The 19,196-nt window shown below is 66.4% G+C and carries 16 protein-coding genes and 1 tRNA gene; 9 read left to right on the top strand and 8 right to left on the bottom strand.

What is annotated here, in order from left to right:
* Nucleotides 1–35: 35 nt before the first annotated feature.
* The 4 genes from KBY66_RS00720 to rpsT all read right to left on the bottom strand — a co-directional run bounded on the left by KBY66_RS00720 (nucleotide 36) and on the right by rpsT (nucleotide 6,728).
* Nucleotides 36–1,940, bottom strand: coding sequence for a DNA-directed RNA polymerase subunit gamma (locus tag KBY66_RS00720; RefSeq protein ID WP_255087159.1), 1,905 nt, complete (start codon nucleotides 1,938–1,940; stop codon nucleotides 36–38).
* 55 nt (nucleotides 1,941–1,995) lie between these two features.
* Nucleotides 1,996–5,286: a DNA-directed RNA polymerase subunit beta gene (gene rpoB / locus KBY66_RS00715; RefSeq protein WP_255087158.1), complete on the bottom strand. Its 3,291-nt coding sequence runs from the start codon at nucleotides 5,284–5,286 to the stop codon at nucleotides 1,996–1,998.
* A 243-nt stretch (nucleotides 5,287–5,529) separates the two neighbouring features.
* Entirely contained in the window at nucleotides 5,530–6,387 is an 858-nt protein-coding gene (locus tag KBY66_RS00710) for a TatD family hydrolase (RefSeq protein WP_255087157.1), read from the bottom strand.
* Between the two features lie 35 nt (nucleotides 6,388–6,422).
* Nucleotides 6,423–6,728 carry a 30S ribosomal protein S20 gene (gene rpsT, locus KBY66_RS00705; RefSeq protein WP_255087156.1) on the bottom strand — a complete coding sequence of 102 codons (306 nt, stop codon included), beginning with the start codon at nucleotides 6,726–6,728 and terminating at the stop codon, nucleotides 6,423–6,425.
* A 106-nt stretch (nucleotides 6,729–6,834) separates the two neighbouring features.
* On the opposite strand from rpsT, the gene hisD reads away from it, so the two are divergent.
* Nucleotides 6,835–8,205, top strand: a complete 1,371-nt coding sequence (hisD, locus tag KBY66_RS00700; RefSeq protein WP_255087155.1) for a histidinol dehydrogenase — start codon at nucleotides 6,835–6,837, stop codon at nucleotides 8,203–8,205.
* Here hisD and rpiA read toward each other — a convergent pair.
* The 3 genes from rpiA to KBY66_RS00685 form a co-directional block, all read right to left on the bottom strand.
* A complete protein-coding gene (gene rpiA, locus KBY66_RS00695) occupies nucleotides 8,135–8,848 on the bottom strand; it encodes a ribose-5-phosphate isomerase RpiA (RefSeq protein ID WP_255087154.1) in 714 nt (237 codons plus the stop codon). The two genes, hisD and rpiA, sit on opposite strands and share 71 nt — an antisense overlap.
* Before the next feature lie 39 nt (nucleotides 8,849–8,887).
* Nucleotides 8,888–10,003, bottom strand: a complete 1,116-nt coding sequence (locus KBY66_RS00690; RefSeq protein ID WP_399224615.1) for a trypsin-like peptidase domain-containing protein — start codon at nucleotides 10,001–10,003, stop codon at nucleotides 8,888–8,890.
* A gap of 131 nt (nucleotides 10,004–10,134) precedes the next feature.
* Nucleotides 10,135–10,944 carry a metallophosphoesterase gene (locus KBY66_RS00685; protein ID WP_255087153.1) on the bottom strand — a complete coding sequence of 270 codons (810 nt, stop codon included), beginning with the start codon at nucleotides 10,942–10,944 and terminating at the stop codon, nucleotides 10,135–10,137.
* A gap of 85 nt (nucleotides 10,945–11,029) precedes the next feature.
* Between KBY66_RS00685 and KBY66_RS00680 the strand changes: the two genes are divergently transcribed.
* From KBY66_RS00680 to KBY66_RS00655, 6 genes are all read left to right on the top strand, one after another.
* Nucleotides 11,030–11,302: a hypothetical protein gene (locus tag KBY66_RS00680; RefSeq protein ID WP_255087152.1), complete on the top strand. Its 273-nt coding sequence runs from the start codon at nucleotides 11,030–11,032 to the stop codon at nucleotides 11,300–11,302.
* A gap of 169 nt (nucleotides 11,303–11,471) precedes the next feature.
* Entirely contained in the window at nucleotides 11,472–11,939 is a 468-nt protein-coding gene (locus KBY66_RS00675) for a ribosome assembly cofactor RimP (protein ID WP_255087151.1), read from the top strand.
* Between the two features lie 49 nt (nucleotides 11,940–11,988).
* The gene (gene nusA / locus KBY66_RS00670) at nucleotides 11,989–13,374 is read left to right on the top strand and encodes a transcription termination factor NusA (RefSeq protein WP_255087150.1); all 1,386 of its coding nucleotides are present in this window, start codon (nucleotides 11,989–11,991) and stop codon (nucleotides 13,372–13,374) included.
* Nucleotides 13,371–13,649, top strand: coding sequence for a YlxR family protein (locus KBY66_RS00665; RefSeq protein ID WP_255087149.1), 279 nt, complete (start codon nucleotides 13,371–13,373; stop codon nucleotides 13,647–13,649). Before nusA ends, KBY66_RS00665 begins: the two co-directional genes overlap by 4 nt.
* Nucleotides 13,650–13,712: 63 nt before the next feature.
* The gene (infB, locus tag KBY66_RS00660; protein ID WP_255087148.1) at nucleotides 13,713–17,066 is read left to right on the top strand and encodes a translation initiation factor IF-2; all 3,354 of its coding nucleotides are present in this window, start codon (nucleotides 13,713–13,715) and stop codon (nucleotides 17,064–17,066) included.
* A 7-nt stretch (nucleotides 17,067–17,073) separates the two neighbouring features.
* The gene (locus tag KBY66_RS00655; protein ID WP_255087147.1) at nucleotides 17,074–17,775 is read left to right on the top strand and encodes a low-complexity tail membrane protein; all 702 of its coding nucleotides are present in this window, start codon (nucleotides 17,074–17,076) and stop codon (nucleotides 17,773–17,775) included.
* On the opposite strand, the gene KBY66_RS00650 is transcribed toward KBY66_RS00655, so the two are convergent.
* A complete protein-coding gene (locus tag KBY66_RS00650; protein ID WP_255087146.1) occupies nucleotides 17,707–17,949 on the bottom strand; it encodes a DUF3493 domain-containing protein in 243 nt (80 codons plus the stop codon). The two genes, KBY66_RS00655 and KBY66_RS00650, sit on opposite strands and share 69 nt — an antisense overlap.
* A gap of 42 nt (nucleotides 17,950–17,991) precedes the next feature.
* On the opposite strand from KBY66_RS00650, the gene KBY66_RS00645 reads away from it, so the two are divergent.
* Together KBY66_RS00645 and KBY66_RS00640 are read left to right on the top strand one after the other, a co-directional pair.
* Nucleotides 17,992–18,063 (top strand) — tRNA-Thr (locus KBY66_RS00645).
* Nucleotides 18,064–18,440: 377 nt separating this feature from the next.
* Entirely contained in the window at nucleotides 18,441–18,962 is a 522-nt protein-coding gene (locus KBY66_RS00640) for a tellurite resistance TerB family protein (protein WP_255087145.1), read from the top strand.
* Nucleotides 18,963–19,196: the final 234 nt, after the last annotated feature.

The raw sequence follows: 19,196 nt of genomic DNA, 5'->3' as shown, positions 1-19,196 counted from the left end.
AACGAAAGAGCGGAACGTGCCTCGGGGGCTGAAACTCAGGCGGAGCCGACCGACGCGATGATCGTGGTGTTCATCACGACCCGACCCACGGTGGTGAGGATGTAACGGCTGATCAGCCCCCCCTCCTCATCGAGGCGGTCGCGGCGGTACTTCCACTGCTCGATGTGGGTGCCATCACTGAGAATTTCCGTCTTGATGGGTGCATCGGCTTCATCGTCATCATCGGTTTCACCGCTGAAGCGGACCCACACCCATTCATGGATGGCGAGGTGCCGTTCATCGAAGGCATTCAGCACATCCGGCAGGCCAGCGAAGGTGCGGCTGCGGTCACCGAACTCCGGCTTCGACTCCTTGCGGTCGACAGCCGTGAGGTAGTAGATGCCCAGCACCATGTCCTGGGACGGGGTGATGATCGGCTCGCCGGTGGCAGGCGAGAGAATGTTGTTGCTGGCCAGCATCAGCATGCGCGCCTCGGTCTGCGCCTCGATCGCCAGGGGAACGTGCACGGCCATCTGGTCACCGTCGAAGTCGGCGTTGAAGGCAGGGCAGACCAAGGGGTGCAGCTGGATGGCACGACCATCCACGAGTTTGGGCTCGAAGGCCTGGATGCCGAGGCGGTGCAGGGTCGGGGCACGGTTGAGCAGGATCGGATGTCCTTCGATCACCTCCTGCAGCACCTGCATCACCTCATCGTCAGCACGCTGGATCAGCTTCTTGGCCGCCTTGATGTTGTTGACGATGTTCTGGCGGATCAGGCGATGAATCACGAACGGCTGGAACAGCTCGATCGCCATCTCCTTAGGCAGGCCGCACTGGTGCATCTTGAGCTTGGGGCCCACCACGATCACCGAGCGACCGGAATAATCCACCCGTTTGCCGAGCAGGTTCTGACGGAAGCGGCCCTGCTTGCCCTCAATGATGTCGCTCAGCGACTTGAGCGGGCGATTGTTGGCGCCCACCACGGTGCGGCCGCGGCGGCCGTTGTCGATCAGGGCATCGACGGCCTCCTGCAGCATCCGCTTCTCATTGCGGACAATGATCTCGGGGGCCAGGATCTCCTGCAGGCGGGCCAGACGGTTGTTGCGGTTGATCACCCGCCGGTAGAGATCGTTCAGATCGCTGGTGGCGAAGCGGCCACCATCGAGCTGCACCATCGGTCGCAGATCGGGCGGGATCACCGGGATCGCATCGAGCACCATCCACTCCGGACGGGCATCGGTGGCGATGAAGTTGTCGATCACCCGCAGTCGCTTGATCAGCTTGGCCCGCTTCTGCCCCTTGCTGCCGGCGATGTCTTCCCGCAGTTGCTCGGCGATCTCGGTGAGGTTGAGGTCTTCGAGCAGGTGCTTGAGCGCCTCGGCGCCGATGCCGACCACTGGCTCGTTCTCGATCTCCGAGTCTTCGGCGTAGATCTGGTCCTCGATCTCGAGCCACTCATCCTCGGTGAGCAGCTGCTTGTAGGTGAGGTCCTTGTGGTCGCCCTTCTCGAGCACCACATAGCAATTGAAATAGACGATCTGCTCGACATCGCGCAGCGGCATGTCGAGCAGAATGGCCACGTAGCTGGGGATCCCCTTCAGGTACCAGACGTGGGAGACCGGCGCCGCCAGCTTGATGAAGCCCATGCGGTGACGTCGCACCCGGCTTTCGGTGACCTCAACGCCGCAACGCTCGCAGACGATGCCGCGGTGCCGCACCCGCTTATACTTGCCACAGTGGCATTCCCAGTCCTTGGAGGGCCCGAAGATCTTCTCGCAGAACAACCCGTCCATCTCGGGTTTGAGGGTGCGGTAGTTGATCGTTTCGGGCTTGGTGACCTCGCCGACCACCTGGCCGTTGGGAAGCGTGCGCTGCCCCCACTGGCGGATCCGCTCGGGGGAAGCGAGCGTGATCTTGACGTAATCGAAGTGGTTCTCGATGCGGGAGTTGCTGTTGGTCATGGGCGGAAGGAGGCGCGCGGACGTCGAGTGAAACGAAGGGGATCAGGCTGGGAGTTCAATCGTCGTCATAATCCGCGACGCCAAGCGACTCATAGGTGGGGCGGTTGGGGGTGCTGCGGCGAGGGTTGACGTCCTGCATCAGGTCGACCTCAACACCTTCATCGGTGTAGACCGCGATATCGAGCCCCAGGGACTGGAGCTCGCGCATCAGCACCTTGAAGGACTCAGGGGTGCCTGGGCGGGGAATCGGCTTGCCCTTGACGATGGCGTTGAGGGCCTCGTTCCTGCCCTGCATGTCGTCAGACTTGACGGTGAGCAATTCCTGCAGGGTGTAAGCGGCGCCGTAGGCCTCGAGAGCCCACACCTCCATTTCCCCGAGGCGCTGGCCGCCCTGCTGGGCCTTGCCACCCAGGGGTTGCTGGGTGACCAGGGAGTAGGGGCCGGTGGAGCGGGCGTGGATCTTGTCGTCCACCAGGTGGACAAGCTTGAGGATGTGGGCATAGCCGACGGTGACCGGTTGGTCGAAGGCTTCGCCGGTTCGCCCATCAACAAGTTGGATCTTGCCGGGGTTGTCCGGGTTGTAGACCCACTCCTTGCCGGGCAGGGCAGCAGCCTCTTCCAGATACTTCTGGACCGTGTTCTTGGAGGTTTCGTTGCCGTGCATCTCATCGAACGGCACCACCTTGACGCGGCAGTCGAGGTGGGACGAAGCCCAGCCCATCAGGCACTCGAACACCTGGCCCACGTTCATCCGTGAAGGCACACCCAGGGGGTTGAGCACGATGTCAATCGGAGTGCCGTCGGGGAGATAGGGCATGTCCTGGCGGGGAAGAATGCGACTGATGATGCCCTTGTTGCCATGGCGGCCCGCCATCTTGTCGCCGACCTGGATCTTGCGGCGTTGGGCCACGTAGACCCGCACCACCATGTTGGCGCCAGGCGGTAATTCATCACCCTGCTCGCGGGTGTAGATGCGAACATCCACCACCCGACCGCGTTCGGTGTTCGGAACACGCAGGGAGTTGTCGCGCACGTCCCGGGCCTTCTCGCCGAAGATGGCGCGCAGGAGCTTCTCTTCCGGGGGCTGGTCGGATTCACCCTTCGGCGTCACCTTGCCTACAAGAATGTCGCCCGATTCCACGTAGGCACCGATCCGGATGATGCCCATCTCATCGAGATTGCCGAGGCTCTCTTCGGCAACATTGGGGATCTCTCGGGTGATTTCCTCGGGCCCGAGCTTGGTCTGACGCGCTTCGATCTCATACTTCTCAATGTGCACCGAGGTGTAGAGATCTTCCTGAACGAGCCGTTCGCTCACCAGAATCGCGTCCTCGTAGTTGTAGCCCTCCCATGGCATGTAGGCGATCAACACGTTCTGGCCCAGGGCGATCTCGCCGCCTTCGCAAGCTGAGCCATTGGCCAGAACCTGGCCCGCGATCACCTGGTCACCCTGACCGACGATCGGTCGCTGGTTGAGGCAGGTGTCCTGGTTGGAGCGCTGGTACTTCTGAAGGTGGTGGATGTGGTCTGTGCCCTGGTCATCGCGGATCACGATCGCGGTGGCATCCACGAAGGTGACCGTGCCGTTGACCCGGGTGATTGGCACCATGCCGGAGTCGCGAGCGACCTGGGTTTCCAGGCCGGTGCCCACCAGGGGCCGCTCGGGCCGCAGCAGGGGAACGGCCTGGCGCTGCATGTTCGAGCCCATCAGGGCCCGGTTGGCGTCGTCATGCTCGAGGAAGGGGATCAGGGAGGTGGCCACCGAGATCACCTGAACCGGCGAGAGCTGGACATAGTCCACCTGCTCGGGAGGAACCTTCTCGAAGTCCTGGCGGTAACGCACGGGCACCAGCTCGGCCTTGATGCGGCCCTCGGCATCGGTGGCCACATCACCCGGGGCAACCCGGCACTCGTCCTCCAGGTCGGCGGAGAGGTAGATCGGATCCTCCTGCTTGAAGACGATGCCGCCCTCGACGCGCCAGAAGGGGGTTTCGATGAAGCCGTACTCATTCACCCGGGCGTGGGTGGCCAGAGAACCGATCAGGCCGGCATTCGGACCTTCCGGGGTTTCGATCGGACAGATGCGTCCGTAGTGAGATGGGTGAATGTCGCGGACGGCAAAACCGGCCCGTTCCCTGGTGAGGCCACCGGGACCGAGGGCGCTGATGCGGCGCTTGTGGGTGAGCTCGGCCAGGGGATTGGTCTGGTCCATGAACTGGCTGAGCTGGCTGGAGCCGAAGAACTCCTTGATCGCCGCCACCAAAGGCTTGGGGTTCACCAGCTGGGCCGGGGTGAGCGATTCGGTTTCGCCCACGGTCATCCGTTCCTTGATGATCCGCTCAAGCCGGTTGAGGCCAACCCGCACCTGGTTCTGGAGAAGCTCCCCCACCGAGCGCACCCGGCGGTTGCCGAGGTGATCGATGTCGTCGAGGGAGGCACCGCCCACATCGAGTTCGAGGTTGATCAGGTAATCGATCGTGGAGAGGACGTCCTCGGCCGTCAGGGTGCGGGTAGCATCGGGGATGGTGAGCCGCAGCTTCTTGTTGATCTTGTAGCGACCGACCCGACCCAGGTCGTAGCGCTTTGGATCGAAGAAGCGGCTGTGCAGAAGCTGCTGGCCACCGCTCACGGAAGGGGGCTCGCCCGGTCGCAATTTCTTGTAGAGCTCCAGCAGGGCCTGGTCTTCGGAGGCGATGCCTTCGTCGTTGGCCGCCTCAATCGACTTCTTGTAGTACTCCGGGTGACGGAGCTTGTCGAGCACGTCATTGTCGGAGAGCCCGATCGCCCGCATCAGGACGTGGGCATTGATCTTGCGGGTCTTGTCGACCCGAACGTGCAGCAGGTCGTTCTTGTCGGTTTCGAACTTCAACCAGGCGCCCCGGTTGGGGATCAGGCTGGCGTTGAAGGTCTTGCGGCCGTTCTTGTCCTGCTCGTCCTTGAAGTAGACGCCGGGGCTGCGCACGATCTGGTTGACGATCACCCGCTCGGCGCCGTTGATGATGAAGGTGCCCCGTTCGGTCATCAGCGGCAGCTCGCCGATGAAAACCTCCTGCTCCTTGATCTCGCCGGTTTCCTTGTTGACCAGCCGGCAGGTGACATACATCTGCGAGGCGAAGGTGGCGTCGCGCCGCTTGGCTTCCTCGACGTCGTGGCGCGGACGCTTCAGCCGGTATTCGTTGCCGACGAAGTGCAGTTCGAGCTTGCCGGTGTAGTCGGTGATCGGAGAGAAGCTGTCGAGCTCCTCGATCAGACCCTTCTCCAGGAACCATTTGAAACTCGCCCGCTGCACCTCCACGAGATCGGGCAGGTAGGTAACGGTCTTGGCGACCTGGATCGCGCTGCTCATGCGTGGACCTGCCGAACGGATGGGGAGAGTGAACTGGGGCCGGAAACGCAAGTGCCAAAGGCAGTGGCGTCAGCGGCGGAATCGAACGGGACGAGGAGTTGCCCAACGAGGGACAGCCAAAATCACGGAGCAGCAATCCCCTTTCAAGGAGGAAGGCTGGGCCGTGATCACACCTCTATGGAGCTCGGTTCAAGGCTGCCGACGTCGACAAAGGAGCTCTCGCGCTGCCAGACCAATAAAACATCATACACATTGGCTGATGGGCATGCTGGGAAGGCCAAACAGGCGTACCGCATTCGCGGTGCTCGTGGCGGCCACCTGGGCCAGGGATTCCCCCCGCAGACTGGCGAGGCGTTCAGCCACGGCCACGACATTGGCCGGCTCGTTGCGCTTGCCCCGACGGGGAACCGGAGCAAGAAACGGGCAATCGGTTTCGACCAGAAAGCGATCGGCCGGCACCTGGCGGGCGCAGGCATGGGTGTCGGTGGCACTCGGGAAGGTGACGGTGCCGCTGAAGCTGATCAACAGCCCCAGGGCGAGGAACTGCTCCATCTGCTCGGGAGTTCCCCCCCAGCAGTGCATCACCCCCCGGGGACAGCGGCCCTGAGCCTGAAACTGGCGCAACAGGTCGAGCATCGGCTCGGCCGCATCGCGGCAATGGATGATCACCGGCAGGTCGAGTTCCACCGCCAGCTCAAGCTGGGGTTGGAGCATGGCCCGTTGCTGCTCGAGGTTGGAAGCCTTGAACAGATCCAGGCCCAGTTCGCCGATTGCAACGACCCGTGGGTCGTCCAGCGCTGCCCGGCGAAGCACCGCAGCGGTGTCGGCTTCCCAGTGCTGGGGGTCCAGGGGATGAACGCCGACGGAATAGCGCAGCTCAGGGAAGCGGTCGGCAAGGGACCGGATCGCCGGAATCTCGCCCGGCTCCACGCAGGAATGCAGCAGGGCCACGACCCCGGCCGTCCGCCAACGCTCGGCCACCGCCTCGAGATCGGCTTCGAAGTTGCGAAACACGATGTGGCAATGGCTGTCGATCAGCTGCGGCAACGGAGGAGGAGCCTCTGAAGCCGCGGCCTGCTTGGGGCTGCTGAGGGCTGCCATGTCCGTTGTGGGGGCCGTGGGGCTGGTGGGGCCGCTCAGGCGCTGGTGGTGGCGGGCTCGATCGCCTGCTTCACCACCGCACTGAGGCGGGACTTCTGGTTGGCTCCGGTGTTGCGGTGCAGAACGCCACGCTTGACGGCCTTGTCGATCTTGCTGAAGGCCGCGTTCAAGCTGGAATGGACGGCTGTTTTTGTGTCGTCACCAGGTTTCTGGGTGTAGTCGGACACAGCTGTGAGGCAGCGCTTCATGAGCGTGCGCACTGCTGACTTGTAGGAGCGATTGATCAGCCAGTTGCGCTCGGCAACCTCGATGCGTTTCTTCGATGACTTGTTATTGGCCACAGGCGGGTTCGGCGCTGAATCGGCGACTCCTGATCCTACCGCGACGGCTTGCTTCCTGTCTCAGTCCAGGGCCTAGCTTGAAATCCGCTTTTCCCTTCCACACGCCTTGGCCGCCACCTCCCTGCCGACCGTGCCGGTGCTCACCGATCTCGACGCGGCGGGCCGGCGGCTCGATGCGATCGCCGGGCGCACCAGCAGCGGGCAAATCCAGGAGGCCAGCGGCCAGGTCGAAGCCATTCTTGCCCGCGTTCGACAGGACGGCGACCTGGCCCTGCTGGAGCTCACCGAGCGCTTCGATGGGGTACGACCGGATCCCCTGCGCATCCCCCGCCACGATCTCGCCGCCGCCTGGGCGGGTTGTCCCACCCCCCTCCAGGAAGCACTGAAGTTGGCCCATCGGCGCATCCTCGATTTCCACCAGCGCCAGAAACCCCAGGACATCAGCGTGGTGGGTGTGCATGGCGAGCGGCTGGGTCGCCGCTGGCGGCCGGTGGAGCGGGCCGGGCTTTATGTCCCAGGCGGGCGGGCCGCCTACCCCAGCACGGTGCTGATGAATGCCATCCCGGCGAAGGTGGCCGGCGTGGGCCGGGTGGTGATGGTGACGCCCCCTGGGCCCGGCGGCATGCCCGACCCCACGGTGCTGGCGGCGGCCCAGCTGGCGGGGGTGGAGGAGGTGTACCGCGTTGGCGGAGCCCAGGCGATCGGGGCCCTGGCCTATGGAACGGAATCGATCCCTGCCGTCGATGTGATCAGCGGCCCCGGCAATCTCTACGTGACGCTGGCAAAGAAAGCTGTGTATGGGCGGGTGGGGATCGATTCCCTGGCGGGCCCCAGCGAGGTGCTGGTGATCGCCGACCACACAGCCACCCCCGACCAGGTGGCCGCCGACCTGCTCGCCCAGGCCGAACACGACCCGCTGGCGGCCGCCATCCTGTTGACCACGAGCCCCACTCTGGCCGAGGCGGTGCCCCGTGCCATCGAGGCCCAGCTGGTAGGCCATCCCCGCGCCGAGGTGAGCCGCGCCGCCCTGAGGGACTGGGGCCTGATCGTGGTTTGCCCGAGCCTGGAGGACGCGGCCCGCCTGAGCGACCGCTTCGCCCCGGAGCACCTGGAGTTGCTGGTGGAGCGGCCGGAGCCCCTGGCCGAGCGCATCCACCATGCCGGTGCGATCTTCCTGGGTGGCTGGAGCCCGGAAGCCGTGGGCGATTACCTGGCCGGCCCCAACCACACCCTGCCGACCGCGGGCACCGCCCGCTTCGCCTCAGCCCTGGGGGTGGAAACCTTCCTTAGGCACACCAGTTTGATCCAGTTCAACCGCCAGGCCCTGGAGGCCACCGGCCCCGCCGTGGTCACATTGGCCGAGAGCGAAGGGCTCCACAGCCATGCCGAATCGGTGCGTCTCCGGCTCAACGCTTCTGAAGATCCCGCACCTGCGGCTCCCCATCGACGATCTCCCCCACCAGCACCTGGTCGGTGAGGCCAACGAACAGGCCGTTCTCCAACACCCCCGGCAGGTTGTTGATCTGCGCCTCCAGGCTGGCGGGATCCTCGATTCCATTGGCGAAGCGGAGATCAAGCACCAGGTTGCCCTGGTCGGTCACCACCGGCCCTGCCTTGAGGACCGCCATGCGCAGGGTCACCTCGGCCCCCATGCCCTCCAACTCCGCCTTCACCTGGCGCCAGGCCCCCGGCAGCACTTCCACCGGCAGCAGAAAGGCCAGGTTGAGCCGCTCCACCAGCTTGGAGCTGTCCACCACCACCACGAACCGTTTGGCGCGCCTGGCCACCAGCTTCTCCTGGACATGGCAGGCACCGCCGCCCTTGATCAACTGAAAGAAGGGATCCACCTCGTCGGCGCCGTCGATGGCCAGGTCGATGTGGTCGATGGCGTTGAGGCTCTGGAGCGGAATGCCCAGCTCGGCCGCCAGCACCTCCCCCTGAAACGACGTGGTGACGCCGGTGATGCCGGAGAGTTCACCGCTGCGCAGCTTGGCGCCGAGGGCCTGGATCATCAGGGCGGCGGTGGAGCCGGAGCCCAGCCCCAGCACCATGCCGTCGTGGATCTGCTCGACGGCCGCGGCAGCCACCGCCTGCTTCATGCGGTCCTGCAGATCAGACATGGGGGGCTCGGCAAAACGCCGTGACCGTAGCAAGCAAGCTCAGGCCGGGTGGGGCAGGGCCGCCGGCTTGATGCTCAGCTGCAGCTCCCTGGCTCCCCGCACCACTTTCAACGGCAGCATGTCCCCCACCCGCGACGCCTCAACCCGTTGGAGCAGGCTGGCGGGATCCCGCACCGGCTGATCGGCGGCGGCCACCACCAGATCACCGCGGCGCAGCCCAGCCAGTTCGGCCGGGCTGTCCGGCAGCACCCTCTGCACCAGGGCGCCATCCCGTTCGGGCAGTTGCAGCACCGCATCGGGATCGCGGTTGTTGTTGCGGGCACGGCGGGCCGTGAGCGGCACCAATTGCAGGCCGAGATAGGGATGCACCACCTCGCCTCCCTGGCGCAACTGATCCGCCACGCCCCGGGCCAGGTTGATCGGGATGGCAAAGCCCAGGCCCGCTCCCGGACCCGAGCGCACCAGGGTGTTGATGCCGATCACGTCGCCGGCCGCATTGATCAGGGGGCCGCCGGAATTGCCGGGGTTGATCGCCGCATCCGTCTGGATCAGATCCAGTCGCTTGTCGGAGAAGCCAAGGCTGTTGATGTTCCGGTGCAGGCTGCTGACGATGCCCAGGGTGACGGTGCGCTCCAGTCCGTAGGGGCTGCCCAGGGCGATCGCCCAGTCGCCCACTTCCAGGGCCTCGGAGTCGCCGAGGGGGGCGGCTTCGAGGCTGCTGATCTGGGGAATGCGCACCACCGCCAGATCGGTGACGGGATCGGCTCCTACCACACTGCCGTCCACCTGGCGGCCATCGGCCAGGGTCACCTCGACCAGATCGGCCCGGTCGACGACGTGGGCATTGGTGAGCACCAGGCCGCCGGCATCGATGACGACTCCCGAGCCCTGGCCCCGTTCCCGGCTGCTGCCGGCGGGATCGCCGAACAGATCCCGCAGCAGGGGATCGAGCAGGGCAGGGTCGAAGGCCTCACGGGACACGCTGCGCTCGGTGTCGATCCTTACCACGGCCCCCCCCACCCTGCGGGCCGCCTGGGCCACGAAGCTGTGGGTTGGGACCTGCTGAAGGGCAGGGGACTCCGCCAGATGCTGAGGACCGGCGGCTTCCACGGAGAGGGCAACAGCGGGGAGGGTCGTCACGCTGATCAGGAGCATGGAGGCAAGGATCGCCAGCACGCCCTGCCGTGCCCGGACCAGGGGGCTGAGGGGTTGGGGGCGGACCAGGGGCACGGCAGGGCGGCTCAGGTGGCCAAGGCTAGGGGGGAATCCAGACAGGGGTCCAGGGCTCAGGCTCCCTCCCCTGCAGGCGGCGGCGACCAGCGCAGCAACCGCTGGCTCCAGGAATGATCCGGCCGAAGCTCCAGCCAGCGCCCGCCTGGATCCTGCGGCCGGCCCAAGGGGCACGGCTGTGACGCAGGGAAGGCGCACAGGGTGGAGGGGCAGGCGAACAGCGGCACCTCCGGACGGCTGGCCAGTGCCCCCTGCCAGTGCTGGTGAACATGGCCGAAGAGCACCCCCTTGACGGCCGGACTGCCAGCCAGCAGCTCCAGCAAAGGCTCAGGATGCTGAAGCGCGATCGCATCGAGGCTGGGGATGCCGATCGGCTGGGGTGGGTGGTGGAGGACCACCCAGGTGGGGGCATCCCGATCCGCCAGTTGCTGGCGGAGCCAATCGAGCTGGTGGAGATCCAGCGCACCGGCCGGACTGCCGGGATGATGGCTGGAGAGCAGGATCAACCGCCAGGGGCCGAGGGACAGGGCGCCCGGCGCCAGGCGGGCCACCGGCCCGAGAACCTGCCGCAACAGGGCGGGATCGTCGTGATTGCCGGGAAGCAGCGCCAGGGGAAGGCCTGTCGGGGCCAGCAGGTCGCGCAGATGGCCATAGCCTCCCAGGCTTTCGTCCTGGCAGAGATCGCCGCTGACCAGGAGCAGATCCGGCCGCCGGTCCAGCTGGGCCAGGGCCTCCGCCAACCCGTGGCGGAGATGCTCGAAGGGAACGACATCTCTGTAATCACCTGCCTTGTCTGCGAGGAGGTGGGGATCACTCAGCTGGAGAATCTGCAGGCTTGGGGAAGGACCGTTCGCGCTGGCCGCCATCGGGTGGCACTTGAAGGGCTCGCAACAGTGGGGACCATGGCCCCGGTGAAGAGCCTAAGTTGCCAGCCTCAACGCTGCCACGTCCATGGCTTCGATCCCGCCCGGAACCCTCAAGCGGTGCGATCTCTGTCAGGTCGAGATCCGCGGGATGGCAGGGGGCCAGGACCAGGTGATCTTCAGCCAGGGTGGTCCCGGCACCCGCGCCAAGCTCTGGGCGCGGGTCTGTCAGTTCGTCAGGGAACCGCAGCGCTGCCTCAACCAGGACGCGACGCTGCGGGGGCAGGGCTTGCCGGAGGACTTCTACGGCGAGCCCCCCAGCCTGGGGGCCTTCGGCGGCGGCTCCCCACCCTCTCCCTGAGCCGAAGGCCCGACTGGAGGAGGAGGTGCCGACCTGATCGCCAGGACGCATCGCGTAAGCTCATGGGGTGCCCGGCGGGCATCACCCGTTCTTCCCTCTTTCAGGGCTGGTCGGGGCAGTTCTCTGCAGGAGCCGGACGGGCTTCTCGAACCGCTCCACTTCCCGCCCGTTGACCAACCCCCTGATCGATGACCTGAGGCAACTGGCCGCCCAACAGGCCGCTGCCGCCCAACTGACAGTGGTGGGCCTCCAGATTCAGAGCAACCGCGTTCCGCCCAGCCTGCTGATTCAGGTTCGCCGGGCCGATGGCGTTGACGTCAACCTCGACGAATGCGCCAGCTTCAGCGGCGTGATCAGCGACGCCCTCGACAGCAGTGCACTGCTTCCCGAGGCCTATGTTCTGGAGATCAGCAGCCCGGGCATCGGCGAGGAACTCCTCGATGACCGCGACTTCCGCAGTTTCCGCGGTTTTCCCGTGGAGGTGCGCTTCCAGGACGACGAGGGCAACGCGATCTCCCGCGAAGGCCTCCTGCTGGAGCGGGACGAGCAGTCCATTGGCCTCAACCTGCACGGCCGCACCAGCCGGATCCCCCGGGCGGCCGTGCTGAGCGTGCGCCTGATCACCCCCCAGGGCTGAACATCCCAGCCCTGGCCCACCTCCCACCCCTCACCCTTCCCTTGACCCGATGGCCCTCGTTCTTCTTCCTGGTCTGCAGAACCTGATCGAGGACATCAGCGATGAAAAGAAGCTGCCCACCCAGGTCGTGGAGGCGGCCCTGCGGGAAGCCCTGCTCAAGGGCTACGAGCGCTACCGCCGCACCCTCTATCTGGGCATCAGCGAAGACCCGTTCGAAGAGGATTACTTCAGCAATTTTGATGTCGGCCTTGATCTTGAGGAAGAGGGCTACAGGGTGCTGGCCAGCAAGATCATTGTCGAGGAGGTGGAAAGCGACGACCACCAGATCGCCCTAGCCGAGGTGCAGCAGGTGGCTGAAGACGCCCAGATCGGTGACACGGTGGTGCTGGATGTCACCCCGGAGAAAGACGACTTCGGCCGCATGGCCGCCTCCACCACCAAACAGGTGCTGGCCCAGAAACTGCGCGATCAGCAGCGCCGCATGATCCAGGAGGAGTTCGCCGATCTGGAGGATCCGGTGCTCACTTCCAGGGTGATCCGCTTCGAGCGCCAGAGCGTGATCATGGCGGTGAGCTCGGGCCTGGGCAGGCCGGAGGTGGAGGCGGAACTGCCCCGCCGCGACCAGCTCCCCAACGACAACTACCGCGCCAACGCCACCTTCAAGGTGTTCCTCAAGGAGGTGTCCGAAGTGGCGCGCCGCGGTCCCCAGCTGTTCGTGTCGCGGGCCAATGCGGGCCTGGTGGTGTACCTGTTCGAAAACGAAGTGCCAGAGATCCAGGAAGGTTCGGTGCGGATCGTGGCGGTGGCGCGGGAAGCCAACCCGCCTTCCCGATCCGTGGGACCCCGCACCAAGGTGGCGGTGGACAGCGTTGAGCGGGAAGTGGACCCGGTGGGGGCCTGCATCGGCGCCCGGGGCTCCCGCATTCAGCAGGTGGTCAACGAGCTGCGGGGAGAGAAGATCGACGTGATTCGCTGGTCGCCGGACCCTGGCCAGTACATCGCCAACTCGCTCAGTCCCGCCCGGGTGGAGATGGTGCGGCTGGTGGACCCGGAGGGGCATCACGCCCATGTGCTGGTGCCGCCCGATCAGTTGAGCCTGGCGATCGGCCGCGAAGGCCAGAACGTGAGGCTGGCGGCCCGGCTCACCGGCTGGAAGCTCGACATCAAGAACTCGCTCGAGTACGACCAGGTCGCCGAGGACGCCAAGGCGGCTGAACTGATCGGCTTGCGCCAGGAGGACGAACGGGAACAGGCCCAGGCCGAGGCCCGTCTGGAAGCTGAGCAGGCGATCAGGGCCGAGGAAGATGCCCGCCTGCGGGAGCTCTACCCCCTGCCGGAGGATGGGCTGGAGGAGGGCTATGACGAGGGCGCCGGCGATGGGGAAGACGAACCGGCCGATGCGCCGGCTCCGGCCGCCGACGATGAGCTCCGGTGAACGCCGCTCCCACCCTGCGGCGCTGCGTCAGCTGTCGTCAGCTGCTGGATCGCCGCCTGCTCTGGAGGGTGATTCGCAAACAGGGAAAGGATGTGGTGCTGGATCAGGGCATGGGTCGCTCGGCTTACCTCTGCCCCACCAGGTCCTGCCTCGACGACGCCAAACGCCAGAAGCGGCTGCAGCGGGCCCTGCGCTGTGAGGTTGCGGCTTCCATCTATCTCGCCCTTGAGCGGCGGCTGGACGGAGCAAGCGCCGCAGCCTCTGAGGCAAGATGAACAGTGGCCGCACCGCGCGTGGGGCTCGGCGGCACCCGTTGCCCCGACCGATCGGAGACCTGAATGACCAGCAGCGGCAAAGTCAGAATTTACGAGCTGTCCCGGGACCTTGGGCTGGACAACAGGGACGTGCTTGATGCCGCCGAAAAGCTGTCGATTGCCGCCAAGAGCCACAGCAGCTCGATCAGCGACGACGAGGCCAGCCGCATCCGCGACCTGATCCGTCCCAATGGAAGCCGGGGAACCAGGTCAACAGCCCCTGCCCGGCCTGGCCCCCCGATCATGACGGAGCCCGCCAAAGCGATCCTCTCCCTCCAGAAAGCCGCCGCACCCGCCCCGCCAGCCACACCGGCAACAGCACCGGCAGTGACAGCTCCAGCCCCTCCGCTCGCCAAACCCCAGGCCGCTCCGATCGCCGCCAAGCCGCTGCCCTCGCCGCCCGTGGTGGTCAAGCCAGTGGTCGTCAAGCCTGTTGTGGTCAAGCCGGCCCCACCGGTGGTCGTCAAGACAGCCACCACCGCCCCGACCAAGCCCGCCCCGACAAAGCCCGCTCCGGCCCCGGCACGCCCCACTGTGCCACCGAGGCCGGTTGCGGCACCGGTCTATGCCGCACCCAGCAAGCCCGGGCCCGCGCCGGTCGCGTCCACACCCCGGCCAGCTCCTGCCCAGCCGGTGGTGATCAAGGCTTCGGCAGCGGCGCCGACCCGCAAGCCTGAAGCCCCCGTCACCCCCAGCCCGCGCCCCGCCACCAGTCCCCGCCCGGTGCCCCGCGGCAGCACGCCCCCGCCCCGTCCCGCGCCGCCCCTGCGGCCGGGCTCCCCCATCCGCAGCGTGGGTGCCGCGGCCGGCAACGACGGCCAGCCCCAGCTGGTGGGACGCCCCCAATCCGGCCAACCGGGCGGAACCAGCAGCCGTCCAGCGCCCCCCTCGGGCCGTCCGTCCCTGGGCCAGCGGCCCGGCAGCGCACCCCAGCGCCCCGCCGCGCCAGGGGTTCGGCAGATTCAGATGCGCAGCCCGCTCGAACTGGTCGGCAAGCCGATCCGTCGCGATGCCGCCGGTCCCGCCGCCCCGATCCGAGCAGGAGTCGGCGCACCGGTGCGGGTGGGGGGAATGCCCCAGGGCATGCGCAAGCCCGTGGCCCCGGGCGAGCTGATGCAGCTCCAGAACCCTTCAAGCCGCTCACCGGCGGCGCCCCCCAGGCGCCCCGACGCTGGAATCGGCACGGCTCCCGATGGTCCACGACCCGCGGCCACGCCCCCTTCAGCCCCCAAGCGCCCTGGTTTCCGCACACCGCAGCCGGCCACCCGGGCCCGTCGGCCGGAATGGGACGACACCGCCAAACTCGAGGCCCTGCGGAGCAAATCGCCCCAGAAGCAGCGCCAGAAGGTTCACATCATCGGCGACAACGATGATGCGCTCACCGCCGAAACCAGCGGCTATGCCGGCGAACAGGAGGCCCTGATCCTCCAGGCCAGCCTGGCCCGTCCGGTCAAGCCGCGCACCCGGCAGGCGGCCCCCGGCGCCAAGCCGGTGGTGGCGATGCGCAAGCGCAAGAAGGAAACCACCCGCCAGCGCCAGCGCCGCCGCGCCATGGAGCTGCGCGCCGCCCGCGATGCCAAGGCCACCCGGCCGGAAATGCTGATCGTGCCGGAAGGCAACCTCACGGTGCAGGAGCTGGCCGACCTGCTGGCCGTCGAGAGTTCGGAAATCATCAAATCCCTGTTCTTCAAGGGGATCATCGCCACTGTCACCCAGACCCTCGACCTCTCCACGATCGAAACGGTCTCCGATGAATTCGGCGTTCCCGTACTTGAGGACGACGTCCAGGAGGCCGCCAAGAAGACGGTCGAGATGATCGAGGAGAGCGACAGGGCGCACCTGATCCGCCGCCCTCCGGTGGTTACGGTGATGGGCCACGTCGACCACGGCAAGACAAGCTTGCTCGACGCCATCCGCAAAACCCGCGTGGCGGCAGGGGAAGCCGGAGGCATCACCCAGCACATCGGCGCCTACCAGGTGGACATTCCCCACGGCGGCGAACTCCGCACGATCACCTTCCTCGACACCCCCGGCCACGAGGCGTTCACCGCCATGCGGGCCCGGGGCACCAAGGTCACCGACGTGGCCGTGCTGGTGGTGGCCGCCGATGATGGCGTCCGGCCCCAGACCCTGGAGGCGATCAGCCACGCCCGCGCCGCCCAGGTGCCGATCGTGGTGGCGATCAACAAGATCGACAAGGAGGGGGCCCAGCCCGATCGGGTGAAGCAGGAACTCTCCAACCAGCAGCTTGTCGCCGAAGACTGGGGCGGCGACACGGTGATGGTGCCGGTGAGCGCCATCAAGCGGGAGAATATCGACAAGCTGCTGGAGATGATCCTGCTGGTCTCGGAGGTCGAGGACCTCCAGGCCAATCCAGCCCGGATGGCCAAGGGCACCGTGATCGAGGCCCACCTCGACAAGGCGAAGGGTCCGGTGGCCACGCTGCTGATCCAGAACGGCACACTGCGGGCCGGGGATGTGCTGGCCGCCGGCCCCGTGCTCGGCAAGGTGCGGGCGATGGTCGATGACACCGGCAAACGGGTGAAGACGGCCGGCCCCTCCTCGGCCGTCGAAGCGCTTGGCTTCAGCGAAGTGCCCACCGCCGGCGACGAATTCGAGGTCTATGCCGACGAAAAAGCCGCCCGCGCGGTGGTGGGTGATCGAGCCAACGATGCCCGCTCCACCCGACTGGCCCAGCAGATGGCCTCAAGGCGGGTGTCCCTGGCCTCGATGTCTGGCCAGGCCAGCGAGGGCGAGCTCAAGGAGCTCAACTTGATCCTCAAGGCCGATGTCCAGGGCAGCGTGGAGGCGATCCTCGGCTCGCTCGAACAGCTGCCCCAGGGCGAGGTGCAGGTGCGGGTGCTGCTTTCGGCGCCCGGCGAGATCACCGAAACCGACGTGGATCTGGCGGCCGCCTCCGGGGCGGTGATCGTGGGCTTCAACACCTCGATGGCCTCGGGGGCGAAGAAGGCCGCCGATGCCACCGGCGTCGACGTGCGGGACTACGACGTGATCTACAAGCTGCTCGAAGACATCCAGCTGGCCATGGAGGGCTTGCTGGAGCCGGAGCTGGTGGAGGAAACCCTGGGCGAAGCCGAGGTGCGCGCGGTGTTCAGCATTGGCAAAACGGCCGTGGCCGGCTGTTACGTCACCAGTGGCAAGCTGCAGCGCAACTGCAAGGTGCGGGTGCATCGCGCCAAGCAGGTGGTCTTCGAGGGCGACCTCGACTCCCTGCGCCGCAACAAGGACGACGTCAAGGAGGTGGCCACCGGCTTCGAGTGCGGAATCGGCTGCGATCGCTTTGCCAACTGGCAGGACAGGGATCGCGTCGAGGCCTACAAGCTGGTCACCCAGCGGCGCACCCTCAGCACCACCTGAGAGCGCCGTGAACCCCCGCGGCGAGCCTCTGCTCTGGGTGCAGCTGCTGGGGCTGGCGGCGCTTCCGGCCGAACTGCTGCTGGCCTTCCTGCTGCTGGCGGGAGCGGATCCTGGTCGGCTCCCCGGACTGGAGCGGCTGCTCTGCTGGGCCCTCGGTGGCCTGCTGCCCGCCGTCTTCTTCTGGCGCCGTCCACCCGATGTTTGGTCCCTGCTGCTGGTGCAGATCCCGGGGCGGGGCCGCCGGGAGCTGCAACGCCGCCTGAACGTCCTGCAATCCCCGCTGGCGGTGAAGCTGGCGGGCGGGGCGGGCGCCCTTCTTCTGCTCCCGATCGTCTGGCTGATGGACGACTACGCCGGGCTGGCCACTGCCCTCTCGCCGCTCGGAGGGAGCTCACGGCTCGCGGGTCTTCTGATCACGGTGCCCCTGCTGGCGCTGTGCCTGTGGCAGTGGGAGCAGCTCTGGCAGTCCATCTGGCTGCTGAGCCGCCCCGAAGCGTTTGTCGTGGCAGCTGCCGAACGGGGTTTCGGAGCTGATGGTCCTGGCAGCGAGCGACTCTCGCTGGGGCTGCCGCTGCTGTTGCCCGATCCGCTCGTTCTTCCTCAAGCCCCTGCAGACCGCCATGGGGCGGGGGACGATCCCTCAATGATCCCGCCAGAGCAGCAGACCGAAGAGCAGCAGGGCACCGCTCTGGATGAGCAGATCCCCTGAGGCCAGTTCACCCCCCGCCGCCAGCCGCATCGCCATGGTGGCCAGTCCGATCAAGGCGGAGGCGGTGAAGGCCAACCACGCCGCCCGCCGCAGCCCGCGCCAGGGGGTGCGGGCCTCCTCCAGCAACCGGGCCCTCAGCTCAGGGTCAAGGGGCCTGGGAGAGGAGGGAGGCATCGGTACGGGCACAGCAAGGCTCGATGCTAGTTTCCAAGGGATGCCGGTGTAGCTCAGGGGTAGAGCAACTGATTCGTAATCAGTAGGTCGTCGGTTCAAATCCGATCACCGGCTTCATTCATTGGAAATCGATCTTCCTTGCACAGACAATCGTTGGATTCAAGCGACACCTGCTCGCAGTGAATCACCGCCACTGCGATCGGCAACTGCTCCAGCCAGACCAGGTCATTTCGTTCGGCGAAGGGAAGATGGCCGCGCCTCGAGGCAGAGCGCTGCCGGGGGCCGAAGGCGTGGGGATTCGATCGAAAGAACCGAACCCCACGATTGGAAACCAAGAATCAGCGGGGCCAACCTTAAGCGGCGGAACCTGCAACAGCCCAAGACCTGGCGATGCCCATGGGTGTCAGCTTGCGGACGGCAGAACGTCTCGTTCGTTACTGCTCTGTGCCTAAGAGGACTCTAGAAGTATCAATGGCCCTCAATGGCTCTCAGTGGCCCTTCTTCCCCCGGGCCTCACGGTCTACCCGATCCTCTGCTTCCCCCTTGGCGCCATGGCCTCCACGCTTCCTCCCACCGGGGTTCCAGCGACTCCGCCGTCGCCCATGGATCCAACCCGGGCGTTCATCGCCGTGGCGCTTGCCGCCGTCTCCTGGGACGGAGTGCTCACGCCCGCTGGATCACGTGCCCTGCGCCATGCCCTGGATTACAGGCCTCCTTTCTCCAAGCTCAGTGATACTGAGATGGTGCAATTGATGGACTCCGTTCTCGCCGATCTGCGCGCCCAGGGGCCCCAGCACCTGATGCTGGAAGCGGCCACGGCACTCAGTCCGCGGCAATGCCACACCGCCTACGCAGTGGCCACCGAAATCATGCGATCGGATGGGCCGCTGGAGCCCGACGAACGCAACATCCTCTCCAGCCTGGCGTACGCGTTCAAGCTGGAAGAGCTGGAAACCTCGATCGTGCAGACCGCCATGGATGTGCTCCACGCCTCCCTGCTGGAGGAGGACTAATCACCCCGTTCTGGTTTGCTACCGGGTTGTCCTCCGAAGCGGGGGACGTTCAGTCGACTGCAGGGAGAACCCTGCGGCAGTCGCCCCTCCCGTTGAGCATGCCCGATCCCATGGGTCATCCAGTCCTTGCCGCCGGCACCGCGCGCCCTGGGAGTCGAGCCGCTCGAAGCTGTTGTGGGAGGACAGCCAGGCCTCTTCGGCGGTGATCAGGAGATCGATGTCGGAGGTAAAATC

The sequence above is a fragment of the Synechococcus sp. Tobar12-5m-g genome (genome assembly GCF_024345415.1).
GTDB lineage: Bacteria > Cyanobacteriota > Cyanobacteriia > PCC-6307 > Cyanobiaceae > Regnicoccus.
Note: the sequence above shows the minus strand (reverse complement) of the source record. Positions and strands in the feature narration are given on the sequence as shown.